The organism is Rhodococcus sp. ENV425, from assembly GCF_002887785.1.
Taxonomy (GTDB): domain Bacteria; phylum Actinomycetota; class Actinomycetes; order Mycobacteriales; family Mycobacteriaceae; genus Rhodococcus; species Rhodococcus aetherivorans.
Map to the genome: position 1 here is coordinate 9,826 of NZ_PCZU01000300.1, position 17,494 is coordinate 27,319.

The 17,494-nt window shown below is 69.9% G+C and carries 16 protein-coding genes and 1 pseudogene; 11 read left to right on the forward strand and 6 right to left on the reverse strand.

The annotated features are described in order from the left end of the window. Window positions 1–380 (reverse strand): acyl-CoA dehydrogenase family protein (locus CQZ88_RS32130; RefSeq protein WP_258008858.1); only part of this gene is annotated, 380 nt, incomplete at its 3' end. 197 nt (window positions 381–577) lie between these two features. Here CQZ88_RS32130 and CQZ88_RS28415 point away from each other — a divergent pair. Genes CQZ88_RS28415 through CQZ88_RS28430 form a run of 4 tightly spaced genes read left to right on the forward strand, consistent with a single transcriptional unit; the run spans window position 578 to window position 4,989 of the window. Next, entirely contained in the window at window positions 578–1,156 is a 579-nt protein-coding gene (locus CQZ88_RS28415) for a TetR/AcrR family transcriptional regulator (protein WP_006945640.1), read from the forward strand. Continuing rightward, entirely contained in the window at window positions 1,153–2,658 is a 1,506-nt protein-coding gene (locus CQZ88_RS28420) for an NAD(P)/FAD-dependent oxidoreductase (protein WP_006945638.1), read from the forward strand. The genes CQZ88_RS28415 and CQZ88_RS28420 overlap by 4 nt, the downstream gene beginning before the upstream one ends. Next, window positions 2,655–4,370 carry an FAD-dependent oxidoreductase gene (locus tag CQZ88_RS28425; RefSeq protein WP_006945636.1) on the forward strand — a complete coding sequence of 572 codons (1,716 nt, stop codon included), beginning with the start codon at window positions 2,655–2,657 and terminating at the stop codon, window positions 4,368–4,370. The genes CQZ88_RS28420 and CQZ88_RS28425 overlap by 4 nt, the downstream gene beginning before the upstream one ends. After that, entirely contained in the window at window positions 4,363–4,989 is a 627-nt protein-coding gene (locus CQZ88_RS28430; RefSeq protein ID WP_044476474.1) for an acetoacetate decarboxylase family protein, read from the forward strand. The genes CQZ88_RS28425 and CQZ88_RS28430 overlap by 8 nt, the downstream gene beginning before the upstream one ends. Before the next feature lie 16 nt (window positions 4,990–5,005). Here CQZ88_RS28430 and CQZ88_RS28435 read toward each other — a convergent pair whose 3' ends face one another. Both CQZ88_RS28435 and CQZ88_RS28440 read right to left on the reverse strand, forming a co-directional pair. Further along, window positions 5,006–5,803, reverse strand: coding sequence for a DUF5602 domain-containing protein (locus CQZ88_RS28435; RefSeq protein ID WP_006945634.1), 798 nt, complete (start codon window positions 5,801–5,803; stop codon window positions 5,006–5,008). Between the two features lie 2 nt (window positions 5,804–5,805). Then, the gene (locus CQZ88_RS28440) at window positions 5,806–6,606 is read right to left on the reverse strand and encodes a DUF5602 domain-containing protein (protein WP_006945633.1); all 801 of its coding nucleotides are present in this window, start codon (window positions 6,604–6,606) and stop codon (window positions 5,806–5,808) included. 137 nt (window positions 6,607–6,743) lie between these two features. Between CQZ88_RS28440 and CQZ88_RS28445 the strand changes: the two genes are divergently transcribed. The 4 genes from CQZ88_RS28445 (at window position 6,744) to CQZ88_RS28460 (ending at window position 10,430) form a co-directional block, all read left to right on the forward strand. Next, entirely contained in the window at window positions 6,744–7,175 is a 432-nt protein-coding gene (locus tag CQZ88_RS28445) for a Fur family transcriptional regulator (RefSeq protein WP_044476473.1), read from the forward strand. Between the two features lie 84 nt (window positions 7,176–7,259). Further along, window positions 7,260–8,720, forward strand: coding sequence for a catalase (locus tag CQZ88_RS28450; RefSeq protein WP_102800623.1), 1,461 nt, complete (start codon window positions 7,260–7,262; stop codon window positions 8,718–8,720). Between the two features lie 298 nt (window positions 8,721–9,018). Then, window positions 9,019–9,492 carry a Dps family protein gene (locus CQZ88_RS28455; RefSeq protein ID WP_006945630.1) on the forward strand — a complete coding sequence of 158 codons (474 nt, stop codon included), beginning with the start codon at window positions 9,019–9,021 and terminating at the stop codon, window positions 9,490–9,492. A gap of 143 nt (window positions 9,493–9,635) precedes the next feature. Beyond that, the gene (locus CQZ88_RS28460; protein ID WP_006945629.1) at window positions 9,636–10,430 is read left to right on the forward strand and encodes a metal-dependent hydrolase; all 795 of its coding nucleotides are present in this window, start codon (window positions 9,636–9,638) and stop codon (window positions 10,428–10,430) included. Window positions 10,431–10,444: 14 nt separating this feature from the next. Here CQZ88_RS28460 and CQZ88_RS28465 read toward each other — a convergent pair whose 3' ends face one another. Next, window positions 10,445–11,575 carry an LLM class flavin-dependent oxidoreductase gene (locus tag CQZ88_RS28465; RefSeq protein ID WP_006945628.1) on the reverse strand — a complete coding sequence of 377 codons (1,131 nt, stop codon included), beginning with the start codon at window positions 11,573–11,575 and terminating at the stop codon, window positions 10,445–10,447. A gap of 291 nt (window positions 11,576–11,866) precedes the next feature. Here CQZ88_RS28465 and CQZ88_RS28470 point away from each other — a divergent pair, with 291 nt between their 5' ends. From CQZ88_RS28470 to CQZ88_RS28480, 3 genes are all read left to right on the forward strand, one after another. After that, complete coding sequence (locus tag CQZ88_RS28470) at window positions 11,867–13,651, forward strand: cholesterol oxidase substrate-binding domain-containing protein (protein ID WP_006945626.1); 1,785 nt, start codon at window positions 11,867–11,869, stop codon at window positions 13,649–13,651. Window positions 13,652–13,790: 139 nt separating this feature from the next. Continuing rightward, window positions 13,791–15,242 carry a family 43 glycosylhydrolase gene (locus CQZ88_RS28475; protein ID WP_006945624.1) on the forward strand — a complete coding sequence of 484 codons (1,452 nt, stop codon included), beginning with the start codon at window positions 13,791–13,793 and terminating at the stop codon, window positions 15,240–15,242. Between the two features lie 65 nt (window positions 15,243–15,307). Continuing rightward, entirely contained in the window at window positions 15,308–16,072 is a 765-nt protein-coding gene (locus CQZ88_RS28480; protein WP_006945623.1) for a maleylpyruvate isomerase family mycothiol-dependent enzyme, read from the forward strand. A gap of 12 nt (window positions 16,073–16,084) precedes the next feature. Here the strand turns inward: CQZ88_RS28480 and CQZ88_RS28485 are convergent, their stop codons facing one another. Both CQZ88_RS28485 and CQZ88_RS32135 read right to left on the reverse strand, forming a co-directional pair. Then, on the reverse strand, window positions 16,085–17,110 hold the full coding sequence (locus tag CQZ88_RS28485; RefSeq protein WP_102800624.1) for an ABC transporter substrate-binding protein: 1,026 nt from the start codon (window positions 17,108–17,110) through the stop codon (window positions 16,085–16,087). 51 nt (window positions 17,111–17,161) lie between these two features. Next, a pseudogene (locus CQZ88_RS32135) lies at window positions 17,162–17,494 on the reverse strand (acyl-CoA desaturase); the annotation flags it as partial.

Sequence of the window (17,494 nt, forward strand, 5' to 3'; positions counted from 1 at the left end):
GCCTCACCGGCGACCATGGGGGCGAGCCAGCGATGGTTCTGCTCCTCGGTGCCGAGGGCCGTGAAGTACGGGGCGACCAGGTCGTTGAATCCCGACAAGCCCATGGTGACGGCCTGGGCGCCGACGCGGGCGAGTTCCTCGATGAGCACGGCGCCGAACCGGAAATCGTCGATGCCCCCGCCGCCGAACCGTTCCGGCACGGCGACACCGAGCAGGCCGAGCTTGCCGGCCTGCCGGTACAGCTCGCGATCGACGCGGCCCGCCGCGGCCCACTGCTCGAGGTGGGGGGCGACCTCGCGCTCGGCGAAGCGTCGCGCGGTTTCGCGGAACGCGGCGTGGTCGGGTTCGTAGATGGTGCGTTCGAGCGACACGGCACTCATGGAGACGGCGGTCCTCCTTCTGCGACCTCATGGTTTGTCGCGCAGATCACAGTAGACCAATAATGATTGAAATAGTCAACGGTTGAATTCCATCTGCTTTCCGGGTGGGCGGTGCCCTCAGCTGGGGATATGTGTCTCGGCTAAAAACTTGCAAGCAGTCTGGACTGTTTGTTGTTTTGCTGTTACCGTCCGTTCTTGTGACTCGAACCACATCCACGGGCACGGGGCGCACGCAGGCCGAGCGCACCGCCGTGACCCGGGCGAAACTCCTCGACGCGGCCGTCGACTCGCTCGTCGAACTCGGCTACGCGCGCACCACCACCCAGGTCATCGCCAAACGGGCCGGGGTATCCCGGGGTGCGCAGCTGCATCACTTCCCGACCAAGGAATCGCTCGTCGTCGCCGCGGTCGAGCACCTCGTCGACAAGCGCCTCACGGAGATCCTCGAGGCCAGCCCGGACCCCGAGCGTGGCCTCGACGTCCTCACCGACGCGTTCCGCGGACCGTTGTTCCACGCCGCGCTCGAGCTGTGGGTGGCCGCCCGGACCGATCCCACCCTGCACGAGGCGGTGATCCCCCTCGAGCGCAAGGTCTCCGACGCGCTGCGGGTCGGCTGCCTCGAGATCATGGGGGACCGGATGGGCCCCGACGGAATCGACCTGAGCATCGAGCTGGCCCGCGGCCTCGCCGTCGCCGCCCTGATGCGTACCCCCGAATCGGATCGTGAGATCCGGGAGCGGCTGCTCCCGGTCTGGAAGGAACTGGTGATGAAGTGAGCATCGAGACCCTCCCGCCGCACGTCCACACGCTCGTCGTGGGGGCCGGCTTCGGGGGCATCGGCATGGCGGCCACGCTGCTGCGTGAGCACCCGCGCGCCGACGTCCTCGTGATCGAGCGGGGCGACGACGTCGGCGGCACCTGGCGGGTGAACACCTACCCGGGCGCGGCCTGCGACGTGCCGAGCGCGCTGTACTCGTTCTCCTTCGCGCCCGAACCGGACTGGTCGAAGGCCCACGGCACCCAGGAGGAGATCTACGCCTACCTGCGTCGGGTCGCGACGGAACAGGGCGTCACCGACCGGACGATGTTCGGGTGCGAACTGCGCAACGCGCAGTGGGACGACGAGAACACCCGCTGGATCGTGTCGACGTCGCGGGGCGACCTCACCGCCGACGTGCTGGTCTCGGCGACCGGTGCGCTGTCCACCCCGACCCTCCCGAAGGTGCCGGGCCTGGAGATGTTCCGCGGCAAGATGTTCCACTCGGCAGAGTGGGACCACGGCTACGACCTGCGCGGCAAGCGCGTCGCCGTGATCGGCACCGGCGCCTCCGCGATACAGTTCGTCCCCGCCATCGTCGGCACCGTCGGGCACCTGACGCTGTTCCAGCGCACCGCCTCGTGGGTCATGCCCAAGCACGATCACACCATTGCGCGTCCGGTGCGCGCCCTCTACCGGCGTTTCCCGCTCGCGCAGAAGGTCGTTCGCGGGGCCGTCTACGGGCAGAAGGAAACGTACGTCGTCGGGATGACACGGCCGTTCGCGCGCCGGTGGCTCGTGCCGTTGTTCGAGCGCCGAGCGCTGTCGGTCCTCGACAAGCAGGTCCCGGATCCGGAGCTGCGGACGAAGCTCACCCCGGGGTTCCGGATCATGTGCAAGCGGATCCTGCTGTCCAACGACTGGTTCCCGGCGATCACCCGGCCCGACGTCACCGTGGTTGCCTCCGGGCTGACCGCGGTCACCGAGAAGGGTGTCGTCGACGAGACCGGCAACGAGTACGAGGTCGACGCCGTCATCTTCGGCACCGGCTTCACCGTCACCGAACCGCCTGTGGCCCGGCACATCCGGGGACACGACGGCCGCACCCTGGCCGAGGTCTGGAACGGCAGCCCCAGCGCCTACCTGGGCGTCTCGGTCCACGGCTTCCCCAACCTTTTCCTGATGTACGGGCCGAACACCAACCTCGGCCACAGCTCGATCGTGTACATGCTCGAATCGCAGGCCGCCTACATCGCGGACGCCCTGCGCACCATGCGGTCCCGGGAACTGGCCACCGTCGAGGTGACCGCCGGCGCGCAGCGCGACTACAACGCCGAACTCGACCCCGCCCTCGCCGGCACGGTGTGGAACGCGGGCGGCTGCCACAGCTGGTACCTCGACCGCAAGGGGCGCAACTCGGTGATGTGGCCGACGTTCACCTGGCGGTACCGCGCCCGGACCAAGCGCTTCGATCCCGAGAACTACGTGACCCGTCCCGCCGCCGAAAGGATTGCGGCATGACCCATTACGACGTTCTGGTCGTCGGGTCCGGCTTCGGCGGCAGCGTCGCCGCGCTGCGCGCGACCGAGAAGGGCTACCGCGTCGGCGTTCTCGAGGCTGGCCGCCGCTTCGCCGACGACGAACTGCCGAAGACCAGCTGGCGACTGCGCAAGTACCTGTGGGCCCCGGCCCTGGGCTGTTACGGCGTGCAGCGCATCCACCTGCTGCCCGACGTCCTGGTCATGGCGGGTGCCGGCGTCGGCGGGGGATCGCTCAACTATGCCAACACCCTCTACCGGCCGCCGGCCCGGTTCTTCCAGGACCCGCAGTGGGGGCACATCACCGACTGGCAGGCCGAGCTCGGACCGTACTACGAGCAGGCGGCTCGGATGCTCGGCGTGCGCCCGAATCCGCTGACGACCCCCGCCGACGAGGTGATGCGCTCGGTGGCCGAGGAGATGGGGGTCGGCGAGACGTTCACCACCACGCCGGTCGGCGTGTTCTTCGGCGAACCGGGGAAGACGGTGCCGGACCCGTTCTTCGGGGGCGCCGGGCCCGAGCGCACCGGCTGCACCGAGTGCGGCGGCTGCATGACGGGTTGCCGGGTGGGCGCGAAGAACACCCTCGTCAAGAACTATCTGTACCTTGCCGAGCAGGCCGGGGCGACGATCCATCCGCTCACCACCGTCACCGAGATCCGTCCGCGCGCCGAGGGGGGATACGAGGTCCGTGCCCGCAGCACGAACCGGATCCGCAAGCGCCACACAGTGTTCACCGCCGACCAGGTGGTGTTTGCCGCCGGCACCTACGGCACGTCGCGGCTGCTGCTCGCGATGCGCGAGACCGGTGCCCTGCCGAGGTTGTCGCCGCGACTGGGCACGGTGGTGCGCACCAACTCCGAAGCGGTGCTCGCCGCGACGGCGCAGGACCGCACCGTGGACTACTCCCGCGGCATCGCGATCACCGCCTCCTTCCACCCGGACGACCACACCCACATCGAACCGGTGCGGTACGGCAAGGGCAGCAACGCCATCGGGCTGTTGCAGGCCCTCCTGGTCGACGGTGGGGGCCGGACACCGCGGCTGGTGAAGTTCCTCGCGGTGGCGGCCCGCAACCCCGCCGCGTTCCTGCGCACCCTGTCGGTGCGGCACTGGTCCGAGCGGACCGTGATCGCGCTGGTCATGCAGACCGACGACAACTCCCTCGAACTGGCGAGCACGCGCGGGCCGTTCGGACGCCGGCTCACGAGCCGTCGCGGGCCCGGCGCGCCACCGCCGGAGTGGATTCCGGTGGGTCACGAGGCCATCCGGCGGGTCGCCGGCAAGATCGACGGCGACGCGGGCGGATCGGTTGCGGACCTGGTCAATATTCCCATGACCGCGCACTTCCTCGGCGGCTGCGTGATCGGGGACTCGCCCGAGTCCGGTGTCGTCGATCCCTACCTGCGCGCCTACGGCCACGAGGGCCTGCATGTCGTGGACGGATCCGTGGTCAGCGCCAACCTGGGCGTGAACCCGTCGCTCACCATCACGGCGCAGGCCGAGCGGGCGATGGCGTTGTGGCCCAACAAGGGTGACGCCGATCCACGCCCGACGCTCGGATCCGGTTACGTGCCGGTCACTCCGGTGCGGCCGGTGCGGCCCAGCGTGCCGGAGTCGGCTCCCGCGGCGCTGCGCCTGCCGATCCATCCCGTCCGACGAGAGGAGGCCGCCCGTGTTGTGGAGCGTGCCTGAGAGCACCGACGAACGTACCGACTGGCCGACGTCCGCGCCGCCGCCGTGGTCGGCGCAGGCGCGCGCGGCCCTGTGGTGGCACCGCAGCGCGCCCGGGGCGGCCCAGTTCGGCCCCGGCGGCCGGACCCTGCCGTTCACCCTCGCGATGGTGGTGGACTACCTCGAATCGCCCGTCGGCCCCTACCGCGAGGTGCTCGCAAGTCCCGTCCTGCGCCCGGGACTGATCCCGGCGATGGCCGTGCCGTTCATCGCCGTGGACTCCGAGGCGTCCGTGCACGGCGGGCGCGAGCACTGGCATCTGCCCAAGGTGCTCGCCTCGTTCACCGGCGACGTCATCGGCCGGTTCTCCGCCACGGGCGACACATGGAAGGTGGACACCGACGCGACCCCGCGCGGTCCGGAACTGCCGATCGTCGGGGGACTGGCGTTCGCACAGCCCGAACCGGACGGCAGCCAGGCCCGCGCCACGGCACGGCTGAGGGGACGGTTCCGCTATGCCCGCGTCCGCGTCGAGGCGCAGGGCCCGACACTGGGACGGTGGCTGCTGCCGGGGGCCCACCACGGCATCGTCATCACGTCGGGCCGGATGAGCGTCGGCCCGGCCCGGACGGTGCGCTAGGGAACCTGCGGTGGGCTCACGACGCCTCGCGCATCGTGAGCCCACCGAGTTCGACGACGTACTGCCCGGCTGCGTCGTCCCACGTCACCGAGTAGGTGGTGGGGTAGTAGCCGGACTGCTGATACGCGCTCGGCTGCCGCAGTTCCTCGTGCAGGTCGGGCCGGGACGCCAGCCAGTCCCGGGTCATCATCGGCTCGATGAAGACGTGCCGGCCGTCCCACGAGCCCTGCAGGACCGTCTCGGTGAAGTGCCCGTGCGGCTCGGCGGTGTCGAGCCAGTGCAGTCCCATGTTGGGGACGGTGCCGAGAATCGGCTGGGGGTCCGACGGCGCGTAGCCTTCCGGGAGGTACTTCGGGTCCGGCAGCTTCGCCGCCCGCTCGAGATACCCGGGGACGAGCGGGTTGATCGACTCCACCGTCGCGGTGTCGACGAGGTAGAAGTGCACATCGAAGTGCGGCTGGTCGAACCCGTGTTCCGGATTGTGGCCGTGAGAGTTCCAGTCCAGCGTGACATGGTCGACGACCGTCGCGGGCGCCCCGTCGGGAACGTCGAGCACGTAGGCCTCGGTGGTGGGCAGCAGACCGCTCGTGAGGCCTTCGAGAGCGGCGGCATCGAGGCGGACGCCGATCGCGGTGGGGGTGTCGTCGGGTCCGACGGTGACGTACGTGTGCGCCGATCCGTTACCGACGGGGCGGGGCGGGCCGTCGACGGACGTGGAGCCCTGGGCTCCGGCCACGGAACCGACGACGAGTGCCGTCGCCGTCGCCGTCACGCCGACGACTCCGAGCACCGCGAACGTGCGAAGGTGCACCACTGTCACGACTCCTCTCGCATGGTGAGTCCACCGAGTTCGACGACGTACTCCTGCGCCTGGTCGTCGAAGCTCACCGAGTAGGTGGTGGGGTAGTACGCGCTCTGCTGATAGGCCTCGGGCTGTTTCACCGGCTCGTCGATCGTGGGCCGGGTGAGCAGCCAGTCGCGGGTGAGCATCGGCTCGATGAAGGTCCATTCGCCGTCCCAGGATCCCTCGATGAGGATCTGGGTGAAGTCGTACTGTCCCGGCGCGATCGGCAGGGTGCCGTCGACCCAGTGCATCCCCATCTGCGGGACGAGCGCCATCTCCGGCGGACCGGCGGGCACGTAGTCGGCCGGCATGTACCGGGCTTCGGGCATGTTGGCCGCCGCGTCGGCGTACCCGGGTGCGGCCGGGTCGATCTCGGAAATCTGCTCGGCGCCGATCATGTAGAAATGGATGTCGAAATGAGGCTGGTCGAACAGTCCCACCGGTTCGTGCCCGTGCGGGTTCCAGTCCATGGTCAGGTGGTCGAACGCGGTCTCGTCCGCCTCGGCCGGGAACTCGAGCGTGTGCACCTCGAGGGCGTCGGAGAGGCCGTCGAGCGCCGTCGCCGAGAAGCGGACCCCGATCGCCGCGGGGGCACCGTCGTCGCCCTGCTCGACGTAGGTGCGGGCCGTGCCGTCGCCGACCTCGACGGTGGGGCCGTAGGAGTAGGGCTCGGATTCCGTGTCGGATCCGCTGGAGCAGCCGAGCAGCAGGGTGAGCGCGGTGCCGGCCGCGATCGCGATCCCGGAGGCGCGAGAGATCGGGTTGGTGCGCATGGCGAACCTCTTCCGGTGGGCTGAGAAGCAGGGTAGACCCGGCCGGCGGGTCCGTTGTGCGGAATCAGGCGATCGTGTGCGGACCGATCCCGCCCGTCTTTTCTTGACTAATTCCAGAAAAGGGGCATACTGGGGTCATGCAACGAGCGAATGAGCACCTCGACCCCCCGGCGCAACTGCGCTCCGTGGGTCTGCGGGTGACCGCTCCGCGTGTTGCCGTGCTCGGTGCGGTTGCCGCGCACCCCCATTCCGATGCGGACGAGATCGCGGCCGCGGTGCGGAGCGAACTCGGCTCCGTCTCCACGCAGGCGGTGTACGACGTGCTCAAGGCGTGCGTCGGGGCCGGGCTCCTGCGCCGCATCGAACCCGCGGGTTCGCCGGCCCGGTACGAGACCCGGATCGGCGACAATCACCACCACCTGGTGTGCCGCAGCTGTGGCGCGGTCACCGACATCGAGTGCGTCGTCGGAGCGGCGCCGTGCCTCGAACCCTCGGACGACCACGGCTACGTCGTGGACGAGGCCGAAGTGACGTTCTGGGGACTGTGCTCCGACTGTCGAGAGTCTTAGTCCCGCACCATTTCTCCACTCCGACTACGACCCGCACCGCGGCGACGTGGCGCGGAGCGTGCACCCTTCCAGAGGAGGATCACCGTGACGAATCCTTGCCCCACCACCAACAACGTCGGCATTCCGGTCGCGAGCGACGACGAATCGCTCACCGCAGGAACGCAGGGCCCGGTACTGCTGCACGACCACTACCTGATCGAGAAGCTCGCCCACTTCAACCGCGAACGGGTCCCGGAGCGTGTCGTGCACGCCAAGGGCGGCGGCGCGTTCGGCGAACTCGTCGTCACGGGCGACGTCAGTGCCTACACCAAGGCCAAGCTGTTCCAGCCGGGCGCGAAAACCGAATCCCTCGTGCGTTTCTCGACGGTCGCCGGGGAGCAGGGCAGCCCCGACACGTGGCGCGACCCGCGCGGTTTCGCGGTGAAGTTCTACACCGAGGACGGCAACTACGACCTCGTCGGCAACAACACCCCGGTGTTCTTCGTCAAGGACCCGATCAAGTTCCCCGACTTCATCCACTCCCAGAAGCGGCTACCCGGTTCGGGTCTGCGCGACCACACCATGCAGTGGGACTTCTGGACGCTGCGACCCGAGAGCGCCCACCAGGTGACGTGGCTGATGGGTGACCGGGGCATCCCCCGAACCTGGCGCCACATGGACGGTTTCGGCTCCCATACCTACCAGTGGGTCAACGCCGCCGGAGAGCGGTTCTGGGTCAAGTACCACTTCAAGACGAACCAGGGCATCGAATTCCTCACCCAGGCCGAGGCCGACCGCCTCGCCGGCACCGACCCCGACTACCACCGCGCCGACCTCCACGACGCGATCGAGCGGGGCGAGTTCCCCAGCTGGACGCTGAAGGTGCAGATCATGCCGGTGGCCGAGGCGGAGGGGTATCGCTTCAACCCGTTCGACCTGACCAAGGTGTGGTCGCAGCGCGACTATCCGCTGATCGAGGTCGGCACCTGGACGCTGAATCGCAATCCGCGCAACTTCTTCGCCGAGATCGAGCAGGCCGCGTTCGCGCCGTCGAACATCGTGCCGGGCATCGGCCTGTCGCCGGACAAGATGCTGCTCGGCCGCGTGTTCTCCTACGCCGACGCGCACCGCTACCGCATCGGCGCGAACCACGCGCAGCTGCCGGTCAACGCGCCGAGGAACGAGGTGAACTCGTATTCCAAGGACGGCGCCATGCGGTACTCGTTCAACGACCCGGGCACCCCGGTGTATGCGCCGAACAGCTTCGGCGGCCCGCACGCCGACCCGCAGGCCGCCGGCGACGAAGGTTTGTGGGAGTTCGGCACCGAGGCGGTGCGGGCCGGCTACGTCCGGCATGCCGAGGACGACGACTTCGGTCAGGCCGGCACGCTGGTCCGCGAGGTGCTCGACGACGCGGCCCGTGAGCGGCTGGTGGGCAACATCGTCGGCCACATCCTCGGGGGGACCGCGGCGGCGTTGTACGAGCGGATCTTCGAATACTGGTCGAACGTCGACGCCGACCTCGGCAAGAAGGTCGAGGAGGGCGTGCGGGCGGGCCGGGCCTGACCTCCCGTCAGAGAATGCCCCACCAGTAGAGGAGGGTGGCCAGTATCCACACGATGACCGTCTGCATCACTCTGTCCTCCCTCGATACGGATTCTTCCTCCATCATCCGCCCGCGCGGCCGCGGCTGCCACGGACACTCCGGGCCGAAGGGGCCCCGTATCCACTTCGTTGCCTGCGGCCGCGCGGAACTCGGTCACCGCGTCGAGCGTTGAAGCGGGGGAGATATGTCCGAAGCACGGCCGGCGCGCGACGTCCGTCGCCGCCGGGAGGCACATCGACACGGATAGGAGCTCGGATCATGACCGGACCGATCACCAGCACGTTGAGCCCGGACCAGCAGAAGGTCGCCGGGGACGCTCTGCAGGGCACCCTCGTCGACATGATCGACCTGAGCCTGATCGCCAAGCAGGCGCACTGGAACGTCGTCGGCCCGCAGTTCCGCAGCCTGCATCTTGCGCTGGACGAGATCGTCACGGCCGCCCGCACCTACACCGACGAGGTGGCGGAGCGCCTCACGGCGATCGGCGTCAGCCCGGACGGACGGGCCACCACCGTCGCCCAGGACTCCGGCACCACGGGTTTCGGCGCGGGCTGGACCAAGGACGAGCAGGTCGTCGCGGCGATCACCGACAACCTCGCGGCCGTCATCGGACGCTTGCGCGAGCGCATCGCGGCGACGGACGAGGCCGACCCGGTCACGCAGGACCTGCTCATCGCCCAGACCGCCGGCCTCGAGCAGGCGCACTGGATGTGGCAGGCGCAGCTCGCCTGAGCCGTCGAGTGCGAGAGGGCCACCCGTTCCCGCGGGTGGCCCTTCGTGTGCGCCGGGCGATCGAACACCTGTGTTACTGAAGTGTCGGATGTGATTGCTACGTTGGCATCGGTTCGTTCTTCGATCGAAAGGTGCCTGCAGCGATGGTCATGGGTCCCACCCACGCGGTGTCCGGGGCGCTGGTCGGCCTCCTCGTCGCCGACGTGCTGCCCCGCGAGTGGGGCGGGCCCACATCCACGGCCGAGACGTTCGCGTTCGCCGCGGTCTGCGCCGGTTCGGCCCTCCTGCCGGATCTCGACACGCCCCAGTCGACGGTGGCGCGGTCCTTCGGGCCGGTGAGTCAGGTCGCGGCGCGCGGCATCGACAACCTCTCGCTCGGTTACTACACGCTCACCAAGGGCCGCCGCGACCGCAGCCGTCGCGGCGGGCATCGCACGCTGACGCACACGGCCCTGTTCGCGGGCCTGCTGGGGGCGGGGGTGTCGACGCTTGTCGCCCGGTTCGACCGGGTCGCGGTCGTCGCCGTCCTGTTCGTCACGCTCGGCCTGGCGCTGCGCGGGCTCGCGGACGGATGGGCCAAGCGCAACGGCTGGCTCGTGGTGACCGCGACCTCGGCGGTGCTGTCGGTGCTCATGTGGAACTGGTTCCCCGGAGAGGTCGGTTCGGTGGGCCTCGGGGTGGCAGTGGCGCTGGGATGCGCGACGCACTGCCTGGGCGACGCCGTCACCAAGGAGGGCATACCGTTCCTCGCGCCGTTCCTGCCGTGGCGCGGCGAGCGCTGGTGGGAGATCAAGATGCCCGGGTTCCTTGCCATCCGCGCCGGCGGCGCCTTCGAGCTGGCGATCCTCGGTCCAGGGCTGACGATCGCCGCGTTCGCGATGGCGGTGTGGTCGATCGACGGCGCGCCGGAACTCCTGCGGGAGGCCGTCGGCGTGTAGGTCCTCGAGGGTGCTCACCTGCGCAGCGACGCGGCGATGCGATACACGGCGGGCACTGTGTACGCCCAGTCCTGCAGCGACAGGTAGGCCGACGTGGGGACGAGCACCACATGCCGCAGCCCGGCCTCCCCGAACTCCCGCAACCGCGCGGTGATCCGGCCCGGTGTGCCGACGAGGAATCCGTATTCGGTGACCTCCGGGGGCACCGCCGCGAGCGCCTCCTCCCACCGGGCCCGGTCGTAGCGTTCCGGGATCACGTCGACCGAGCCGCGGAACTCCGGCCCGAAGGGATGTACCGCGCCGGCCGCAGCCCAGTGCTCGGCGGAGAACAGCAGCGTCCAGTACCGCATCATCCGGCTGTGCAGCATCGCCTGCGCCCGCTTCTGTGTGGGGGCGACGAGGATGTAGGCCACCAACGCCGGCACGATCCGGTCGGGGTCGCGACCGGCCTCGGTGGCGGCGGTACGGATGCGCGCCAGTTTCGCCCCGTACTCGTCCGGGGTGCGCAGTGCGATGGTCATCGGCAGCCACCCGTCGCCGTAGCGCCCGGTCAACTGCAGCATCCGAGGTCCGTGGGCGGCGATCCAGATCTCCGGGGTGCGCCCGGGTGGGGCCTGCAGGTCCATCACCGCCCCGTCCAGGTGGAAGTGCGTGCCGTGGAAGTCGAACGGGCCGTGCGAGTCGAAGCAGCGGCGGACGATCTGCACGGCTTCGGCGAGTCGGTCGACCGGGTGGGCCTGCGACAACCCGTACGGGTCGATGTTCATCCGCTCCCCGCAGCCCAGGCCGAGGATCGGCGCGCGCTTGGTCAGATGCGCCAGGGTCAGGGCGGCCTGAGCGAGCAGCACCGGGTGGCGCCGGATCGGCTCGCTCACTGCCACCCCGAGCCGCATCCTCCCCGCAGGGGCCGCCAGTGCCCCGAGCAGGGTCTGGTAGTCGAACACCTCGTGCGGACTCGACACCTGGTCGCTGAAGCGGGTGAAGGTCCTGTCCCACAGGGCGGTCGGGAAGAACTCCTGGAAATGGTCCCAGACGAACAGCGACGTCAGCCCGCCATACCTCGCCAGCGCCGTGATGACCCGCACCTCGCGCCACGGTGGGTTGGACGAGGTGTACATGCCGGTATCGATCGTGGTGGACGTCATGGCGTTCCCTTCCGGGCCTGTCCGTTCACCGGCGGCCGGCGGTGCTCTGACGCCGCCGTGCAACGGCACTCTGTCGCCGCCGTGCAACGGCACGCTGTCGCCGCCGTGCAACGGCACTTGCCACTGTCTGCCCGTGACCGGGTGCGGGGCTAGGGTCCTACGTCCTCGCTCCGGTCGTGGACGGCGGCGTTCAGCCGGTTCGGCGGCGCATTACGGAACCACTGGCATCGAAAGAGAACTTGTTCTATTTTTGCTCTGTTTCTGCCTCCTCCCAGATCGGAGCCCAGCCCGGTGGACCCCCGCGACGCCCGGACGGACGGCGACCCCGCCTCGACCACGACCCTCAGCCGACGAGCCCTCCTCGGCGCCGCCGGTGCCGCCGGTGCCGTCGCACTGACCGGCCTCGCCTGGACCCCCGCCGGTGCGGTCCCGGCCGGCGATCCGCGCGCCACCATTCCGGCACCGCCGGAGTTCCCCGCAGACATCCCGCTGGCCCAGCAGCGCTTCGAGAACTGGGCCCGGACGATCCGCTTCGACGCGGTGTGGACCGCCACCGCACGCGATGCGCACGACGTCGTGCGCATCGCCGACTGGGCCCGCGCCCACGGTTACCGCGTCCGGCCGCGCGGCACCATGCACAGCTGGAGCCCGCTGACCGTCGTGCCCGGCGAGAGCGTCGAGAAGATCGTGCTGATCGACACGATGGTGCACCTGAACGCCGTCACCGTCGATCCCGCGGGAACACCCGCCACCGTCACCGCCGGCGCGGGTGCGAGCATCGAGTCGATCCTCGCCGCGCTCGAACAGCACGGCCTCGGCTGGGCCAATGCCCCCGCGATCGGCGACATCACCATCGCGGGCGCGCTGTCGATCGGCGCGCACGGCGCCACCTATCCGGCCGCCGGGGAGCGTGCGCTCCCCGGCCAGTCGTTCGGCTCACTGTCGAACCTCGTCGTCGCCCTCACCGCCGTCGTGTGGAACGCCGCCGCCGGCGCCTACGAACTGCGTGAGTTCCGTCGGTCCGAACCCGAGATCACGCCCCTGCTCGCCCACCTGGGCCGCAGCTTCGTCACCTCGGTGACCCTGCAGGCCGGGGCCAACTACCGGCTGCGCTGCCAGAGTTTCACCGACGTGCCGTGGCAGGAACTGTTCGCCCCGCCCGGTTCCCCGGGCCGTACCTTCGAGCGGTTCGTCGAGGAGTCCGGCCGCGTCGAGGCGATCTGGTTCCCCTTCACCGAGACGCCGTGGCTGAAGATCTGGTCGGTGTGCCCCGAGAAGCCACCGACCGCGCGCGAGGTGCACGGCCCGTACAACTACTTCTTCTCCGACAGCATCCCCGAGGAGGTCACCACCCCTCTCGGCCGGGTGGCGAGCGGGATGCAGGCTGCCACCCCGGCCTTCGGTGCCGGCCAGTTCGGGGCCGTCGCCGCCGGTCTCGCCGCCACCGGCACCGCCGACCTGTGGGGCTGGTCGAAGGACCTGCTGTTCTACCTGCGGGCCACCACGCTGCGCGTCATCGCCGGCGGTGGGGTGGTCGTCACGCGGCGCGCGAACATCGCCCGCGTCGTCCACGAGTTCACCACCTGGCTGCACGAGCGGATGACCCACTACGCCTCGCTCGGGCAGTATCCGGTCAACATGCCGTTCGAGGTGCGACTGTGCACCGTCGACGACCAGTCGGAGGTGCTCGTCGATTCGGCCGGAGCGCCGAATCTGTCGGCCGTGCGTCCCCGTCCCGACCGGCCCGACTGGGACACTGCCATCTGGATGAACGTCGTCTCCATTCCCGGCACCGCGGGGCAGTCCGCGTTCTTCCGGGAGATGGAGCAGTGGATGGCCGACCACTACTCCGGTGACTACGCCGCCTTCCGGTCCGAGTGGTCGAAGGGCTGGGCGTTCGACGAGCAGGGGGGGCACCGGGATTCGCGGTTCCTCGGCGAGACGATCCCGGCGATGTACCGCACCGGACTGTCCGCCGACGAGGGCTGGGACGCGGCGCGCGCGGCGTTCGATCGGCACGATCCGCACCGGGTGTTCAGCAACGGTTTCCTGGACCGGCTGCTGCCGCCGGTGTAGGGGCCATGGGAGGGGGTTCCGGTACGGTCCGAGGGCACGGTTCGGTTTCGATCCGGCCGCTTGCGCCTTTCACAACTCCCACACCAGTCACATCCGTATACATTTGCCCCGTTCCATGTGAGTCGACGGTGGGAGCGACGTGCGGAAGTTCGAGACGGGGAAGAAGGCGGGCGGTCACCACGCGGCTCGACGCCACGTCCGCCGTGGATCCGTCGCGGCCGCGATGTCGCTGCTCGCCTTCCTGATCGCGCCGGCGCCACCCGCCGCGGCGAACCCGATCGTCGAGCCCGTCGCGGCCGACCCCAGCATCGTGCGGGCGCCCGACGGGGCGTACTACATGTACACCACGGGCGACGACTGGGGCGACGGCCGGGGACTGCGGGGGATGTCCGTCTTCAAGTCCTTCGACCTCACGGACTGGATGTACGTCGACGACGTGTTCTCCGAGATTCCCGGATGGCATCCGGCGAACAACTACGTCTGGGCTCCCCACGTGATCGAGTCGGACACCGGGTACAGCCTCTACTACGCGCTGCCGGACGGGGCGAATCCGTGCATCGGCCTCGCCACCGCACCCGGACCGGCCGGCCCGTGGACCGACCTGGGCCGCCCCGTGTTCTGTGCCGAGGACGTCGGCGTCCAGGGCACGATCGATCCGTTCGTGTGGGACGACGGCACGACGAAGACGATGTTCGTCGGGAACTTCAAGGGCGTCTACGCCATCCCGCTCGCCGCGGACGGAACCGCGCCCGCAGGCGAACCGGTCCGGGTCGCGGACGAACGCTTCGAGGGGCCGCACGTCGAATACCGCGACGGCTACTACTACCTGTTCCTCTCCTCCGGCCACTGCTGCAACGGCGCAGACACCGCCTACCGGGTGCTCGTCGGCCGGTCCGAGTCGTTGACCGGCCCGTACGTCGACCGCAAGGGTGACGACCTCGACGGCGGTGGCGGCGCGCTCATCCTGGCCGGCAGTGATCCGTGGGCGGGACCCGGGCACAACACGGTGGTGACCGACGACGCCGGCGACGACTGGATCGTCTACCACGCGATTCCCCGCGACGATCTCCAGCTTCCCAGCGGTGCCCAGCGACGGGAGGGCATGATCGACCGGATCGTGTGGGCCAACGGCTGGCCGGAGATCGGCGACGGGTCCCCGTCGTCGACCCGCCCCGACGTTCCCCGGACGGATCTTCCCGTGCGCGTCTCGCTCACGGCCGACACGGCCACGACGCTGCCCGCCTCGGGCGGGGTGATCGAAGCCACCATGCTCGTCGAAGCACCCGGCGACGCGCCCTACACGGGTCAGGTGTGGGGCAGCGCGGTCCGTCCGAACGGCGAGGAAGGCGAACCGGTCCTGGGCCCGATCGACGTCGATCTGGCGCCGGGGGAGACCCGCGAGGAGCGAATCGCCTTCACGGTGAGCGACAGTGCGGCGAACGGCACCTACGGCCTGTACGCCTTCGCCGGCACCCACGGTGTGGAGACGGTCGAGTTCGGTGCCGTCACCGCCCGCAAATCCGACGGGCTCTCGGACGTCGGCGAGTCCCTCGACGTGGTGACACTGCGAGTGCGCGAGACGGCCCGCTGACCGCGTGGTCCCACCCTGGCGCGCCGGGGCTTCGGCGAGACGGGGGAACCACCCATAATCGAGGGATGGATCGAGCCTCCTATCCGGCGCTGTTGCGCGCAGACACCGAGCGGCTGCTCGCCGCCGGCGAAGGCCGGCTCGACCGGCCGGTCCCGACCTGCCCGCGCTGGTCCGTCGAACGGCTTCTCGGGCACGTCGGCCGAGTGCACCGGAACGCGGCGGGCTGGTTGCGCACCGGCGGTCGCACCGAGATCCCCCCGGCTCCGGCCGGGGCCGCCGTCGTCGCATGGGTGCGGGACGGACTCGAGGAGCTGACGGAGGCCGTGCAATCGGCCGATCCGCACGTCGACGAGCAGACCTTCGCCGGACCGCAACCGGCTTCGTTCTGGGTCCGTCGCATGGCGGTCGAGACTGCGCTGCACCGGATCGACGCCGAACTCGCCGCGGGCGAGGGCACCACGCCCGTCGACACCGCGCTGGCCGTCGAGGGCATCGACGAACTCTTCGGGGTGCTGCTCCCGTTCCGTGCCCTCGGCGGCGCGGGGGCCCTCGGTGGGGCGGGGAGTGCCGGGTCGCCGGCCGGGTCGGGGAAGACGATGCACCTGCATGCGACCGACCCCGCCCTCGCCGCCGGCGAGGGCGAATGGTTGATCACCTTCGATGCCGACGAACCTTCCGTCGTCCACGCCCACGCCGAGGGGGACGTCGCGGTCCGCGGGCCGGCGTCGGATCTGCTGCTCCTCCTGTGGAACCGGGCGTCCCTCGATCGATTCGACGTGTTCGGTGACGCCGCGCTGCTGACCCGTTGGCGCGACGAGGTGACGATCTGACGCCGATCTCGGTTACTGCCGTGCGAGCAATCGCTCGAGGTCGTCGAGAACGAGCATCGCGCCAGTCGGGCCGAGTGCGAGGAACCACGTCTCGTCGCTCACCGCGACGGCGCGCCCCTGCTGCACGGCTGTGAGGCTCGACCACAGCGGGCCGCCGACGACCGCCGCCTCGTCGGTTTCCCTGCCGTAGCTCGAGTAGAAGATCCGGTCGCCGTCCGCCTCCGTGATCGTTTCCGGGCTGACCTCGGCCGCAAGTTCCTCGATGTCCTGGACCGGCGGACGTCGCAGCCCGACGTCCTGCAGGATGACGCCGATGAACGAGAGGTTCCCGTACAGGCGGATCTTGCCGGACATGAACCGCACGAGCGAGATGCTCGGATCGCCCTGGATCGAGTCCCGCACCTCGTCGGCGCGGCTCTGGTAGGCGTTGAGGACGGACTCGGCCTTCTCCTCCTCGCCCAGCGCGTCCGCGACGAGCAGGAAATTCTCCTTCCACGGGAAACCGGGTCGGATCGAGAACACGGTCGGGGCGATGGCGGACAGCTGCGGGTACATCTTGTCCGCGCGGAGCTTGCTGCCGACAATCAGATCCGGCCGCAGCGCGCCGATGGCCTCGAGATCGAGGTTGTTGATCGTGCCCACGTCGGCCACACCGGCGAGCCGGTCCGCGAGGTACGACGGCTGCTCCGCCGCGCCCTCGGGACTCGCGAGGCCCACGGGTGTGAGGCCGAGGGAGAGGACGTCGTCGAGTTCGCCGCCGTCGAGCACGACGACGCGCTGCGGCTTGGCCGCGATCTCCGTCTCGCCGAGAGCGTGGGTGACCACGCGGGGGAACCGGCCGGGTTCCGCCTCGCTACCGAGCTTCGCCGTCTCCTCGTCGGCGGTGGCGAACAGCCGGCCGCCGGTGGCCACGTCGGTGTTGCCGGAGCCGGAGCCGGTGTCGCGGGTCGACTCGGCCGCGCCGCCGCACGCCGCGACGGTGAAGGTGACGAGCAGGGCCGCGGCGGTGAGGCGGCCGAGGTGTCTGAGCTTGTGCATGAGGGCAGGCTATCCTTGCCTCATATCCTCCGTGGCCCCACCCCCGGAGGATCAACCCGTTGTCGGGGTCCCTCGCCGGCGGTTGCGCCGGTCGATGTGCAGGGTCCGCAGAACTGCCCGACGGCCGGGTCGCGGGACTGCCGGCGGAACGGCCGGCGCGGTAGTCGGGGAGCGGAACTTCAGTTCGGAGGCGGTTTCCGGGGCGTCATCGGAGGTCGCGCGCAGGAATCGATCAGGCAGAGCGAGCTTGTGGATCGTGCGCAGCGTCAGAAGGTACTGCCGGACGAGCGAGCCGGTGGTGTACGGCAGATCGTACTTCTCGCACAGCGCCCGGACCTTCGTGGAGATCTCTGCGTAGCGGTTGCTGGGCAGGTCCGGGAACAG

Coding starts and splice junctions, on each gene's coding strand:
- CQZ88_RS28465 (WP_006945628.1), bottom strand. CDS start 11,575: ATGACGTCCACCACGATCGATACCGGCATGTACACCTCGTCCAACCCA.
- CQZ88_RS28455 (WP_006945630.1), top strand. CDS start 9,019: ATGACCGGACCGATCACCAGCACGTTGAGCCCGGACCAGCAGAAGGTC.
- CQZ88_RS28445 (WP_044476473.1), top strand. CDS start 6,744: ATGCAACGAGCGAATGAGCACCTCGACCCCCCGGCGCAACTGCGCTCC.
- CQZ88_RS28460 (WP_006945629.1), top strand. CDS start 9,636: ATGGTCATGGGTCCCACCCACGCGGTGTCCGGGGCGCTGGTCGGCCTC.
- CQZ88_RS28480 (WP_006945623.1), top strand. CDS start 15,308: ATGGATCGAGCCTCCTATCCGGCGCTGTTGCGCGCAGACACCGAGCGG.
- CQZ88_RS28440 (WP_006945633.1), bottom strand. CDS start 6,606: ATGCGCACCAACCCGATCTCTCGCGCCTCCGGGATCGCGATCGCGGCC.
- CQZ88_RS28485 (WP_102800624.1), bottom strand. CDS start 17,110: ATGCACAAGCTCAGACACCTCGGCCGCCTCACCGCCGCGGCCCTGCTC.
- CQZ88_RS28425 (WP_006945636.1), top strand. CDS start 2,655: ATGACCCATTACGACGTTCTGGTCGTCGGGTCCGGCTTCGGCGGCAGC.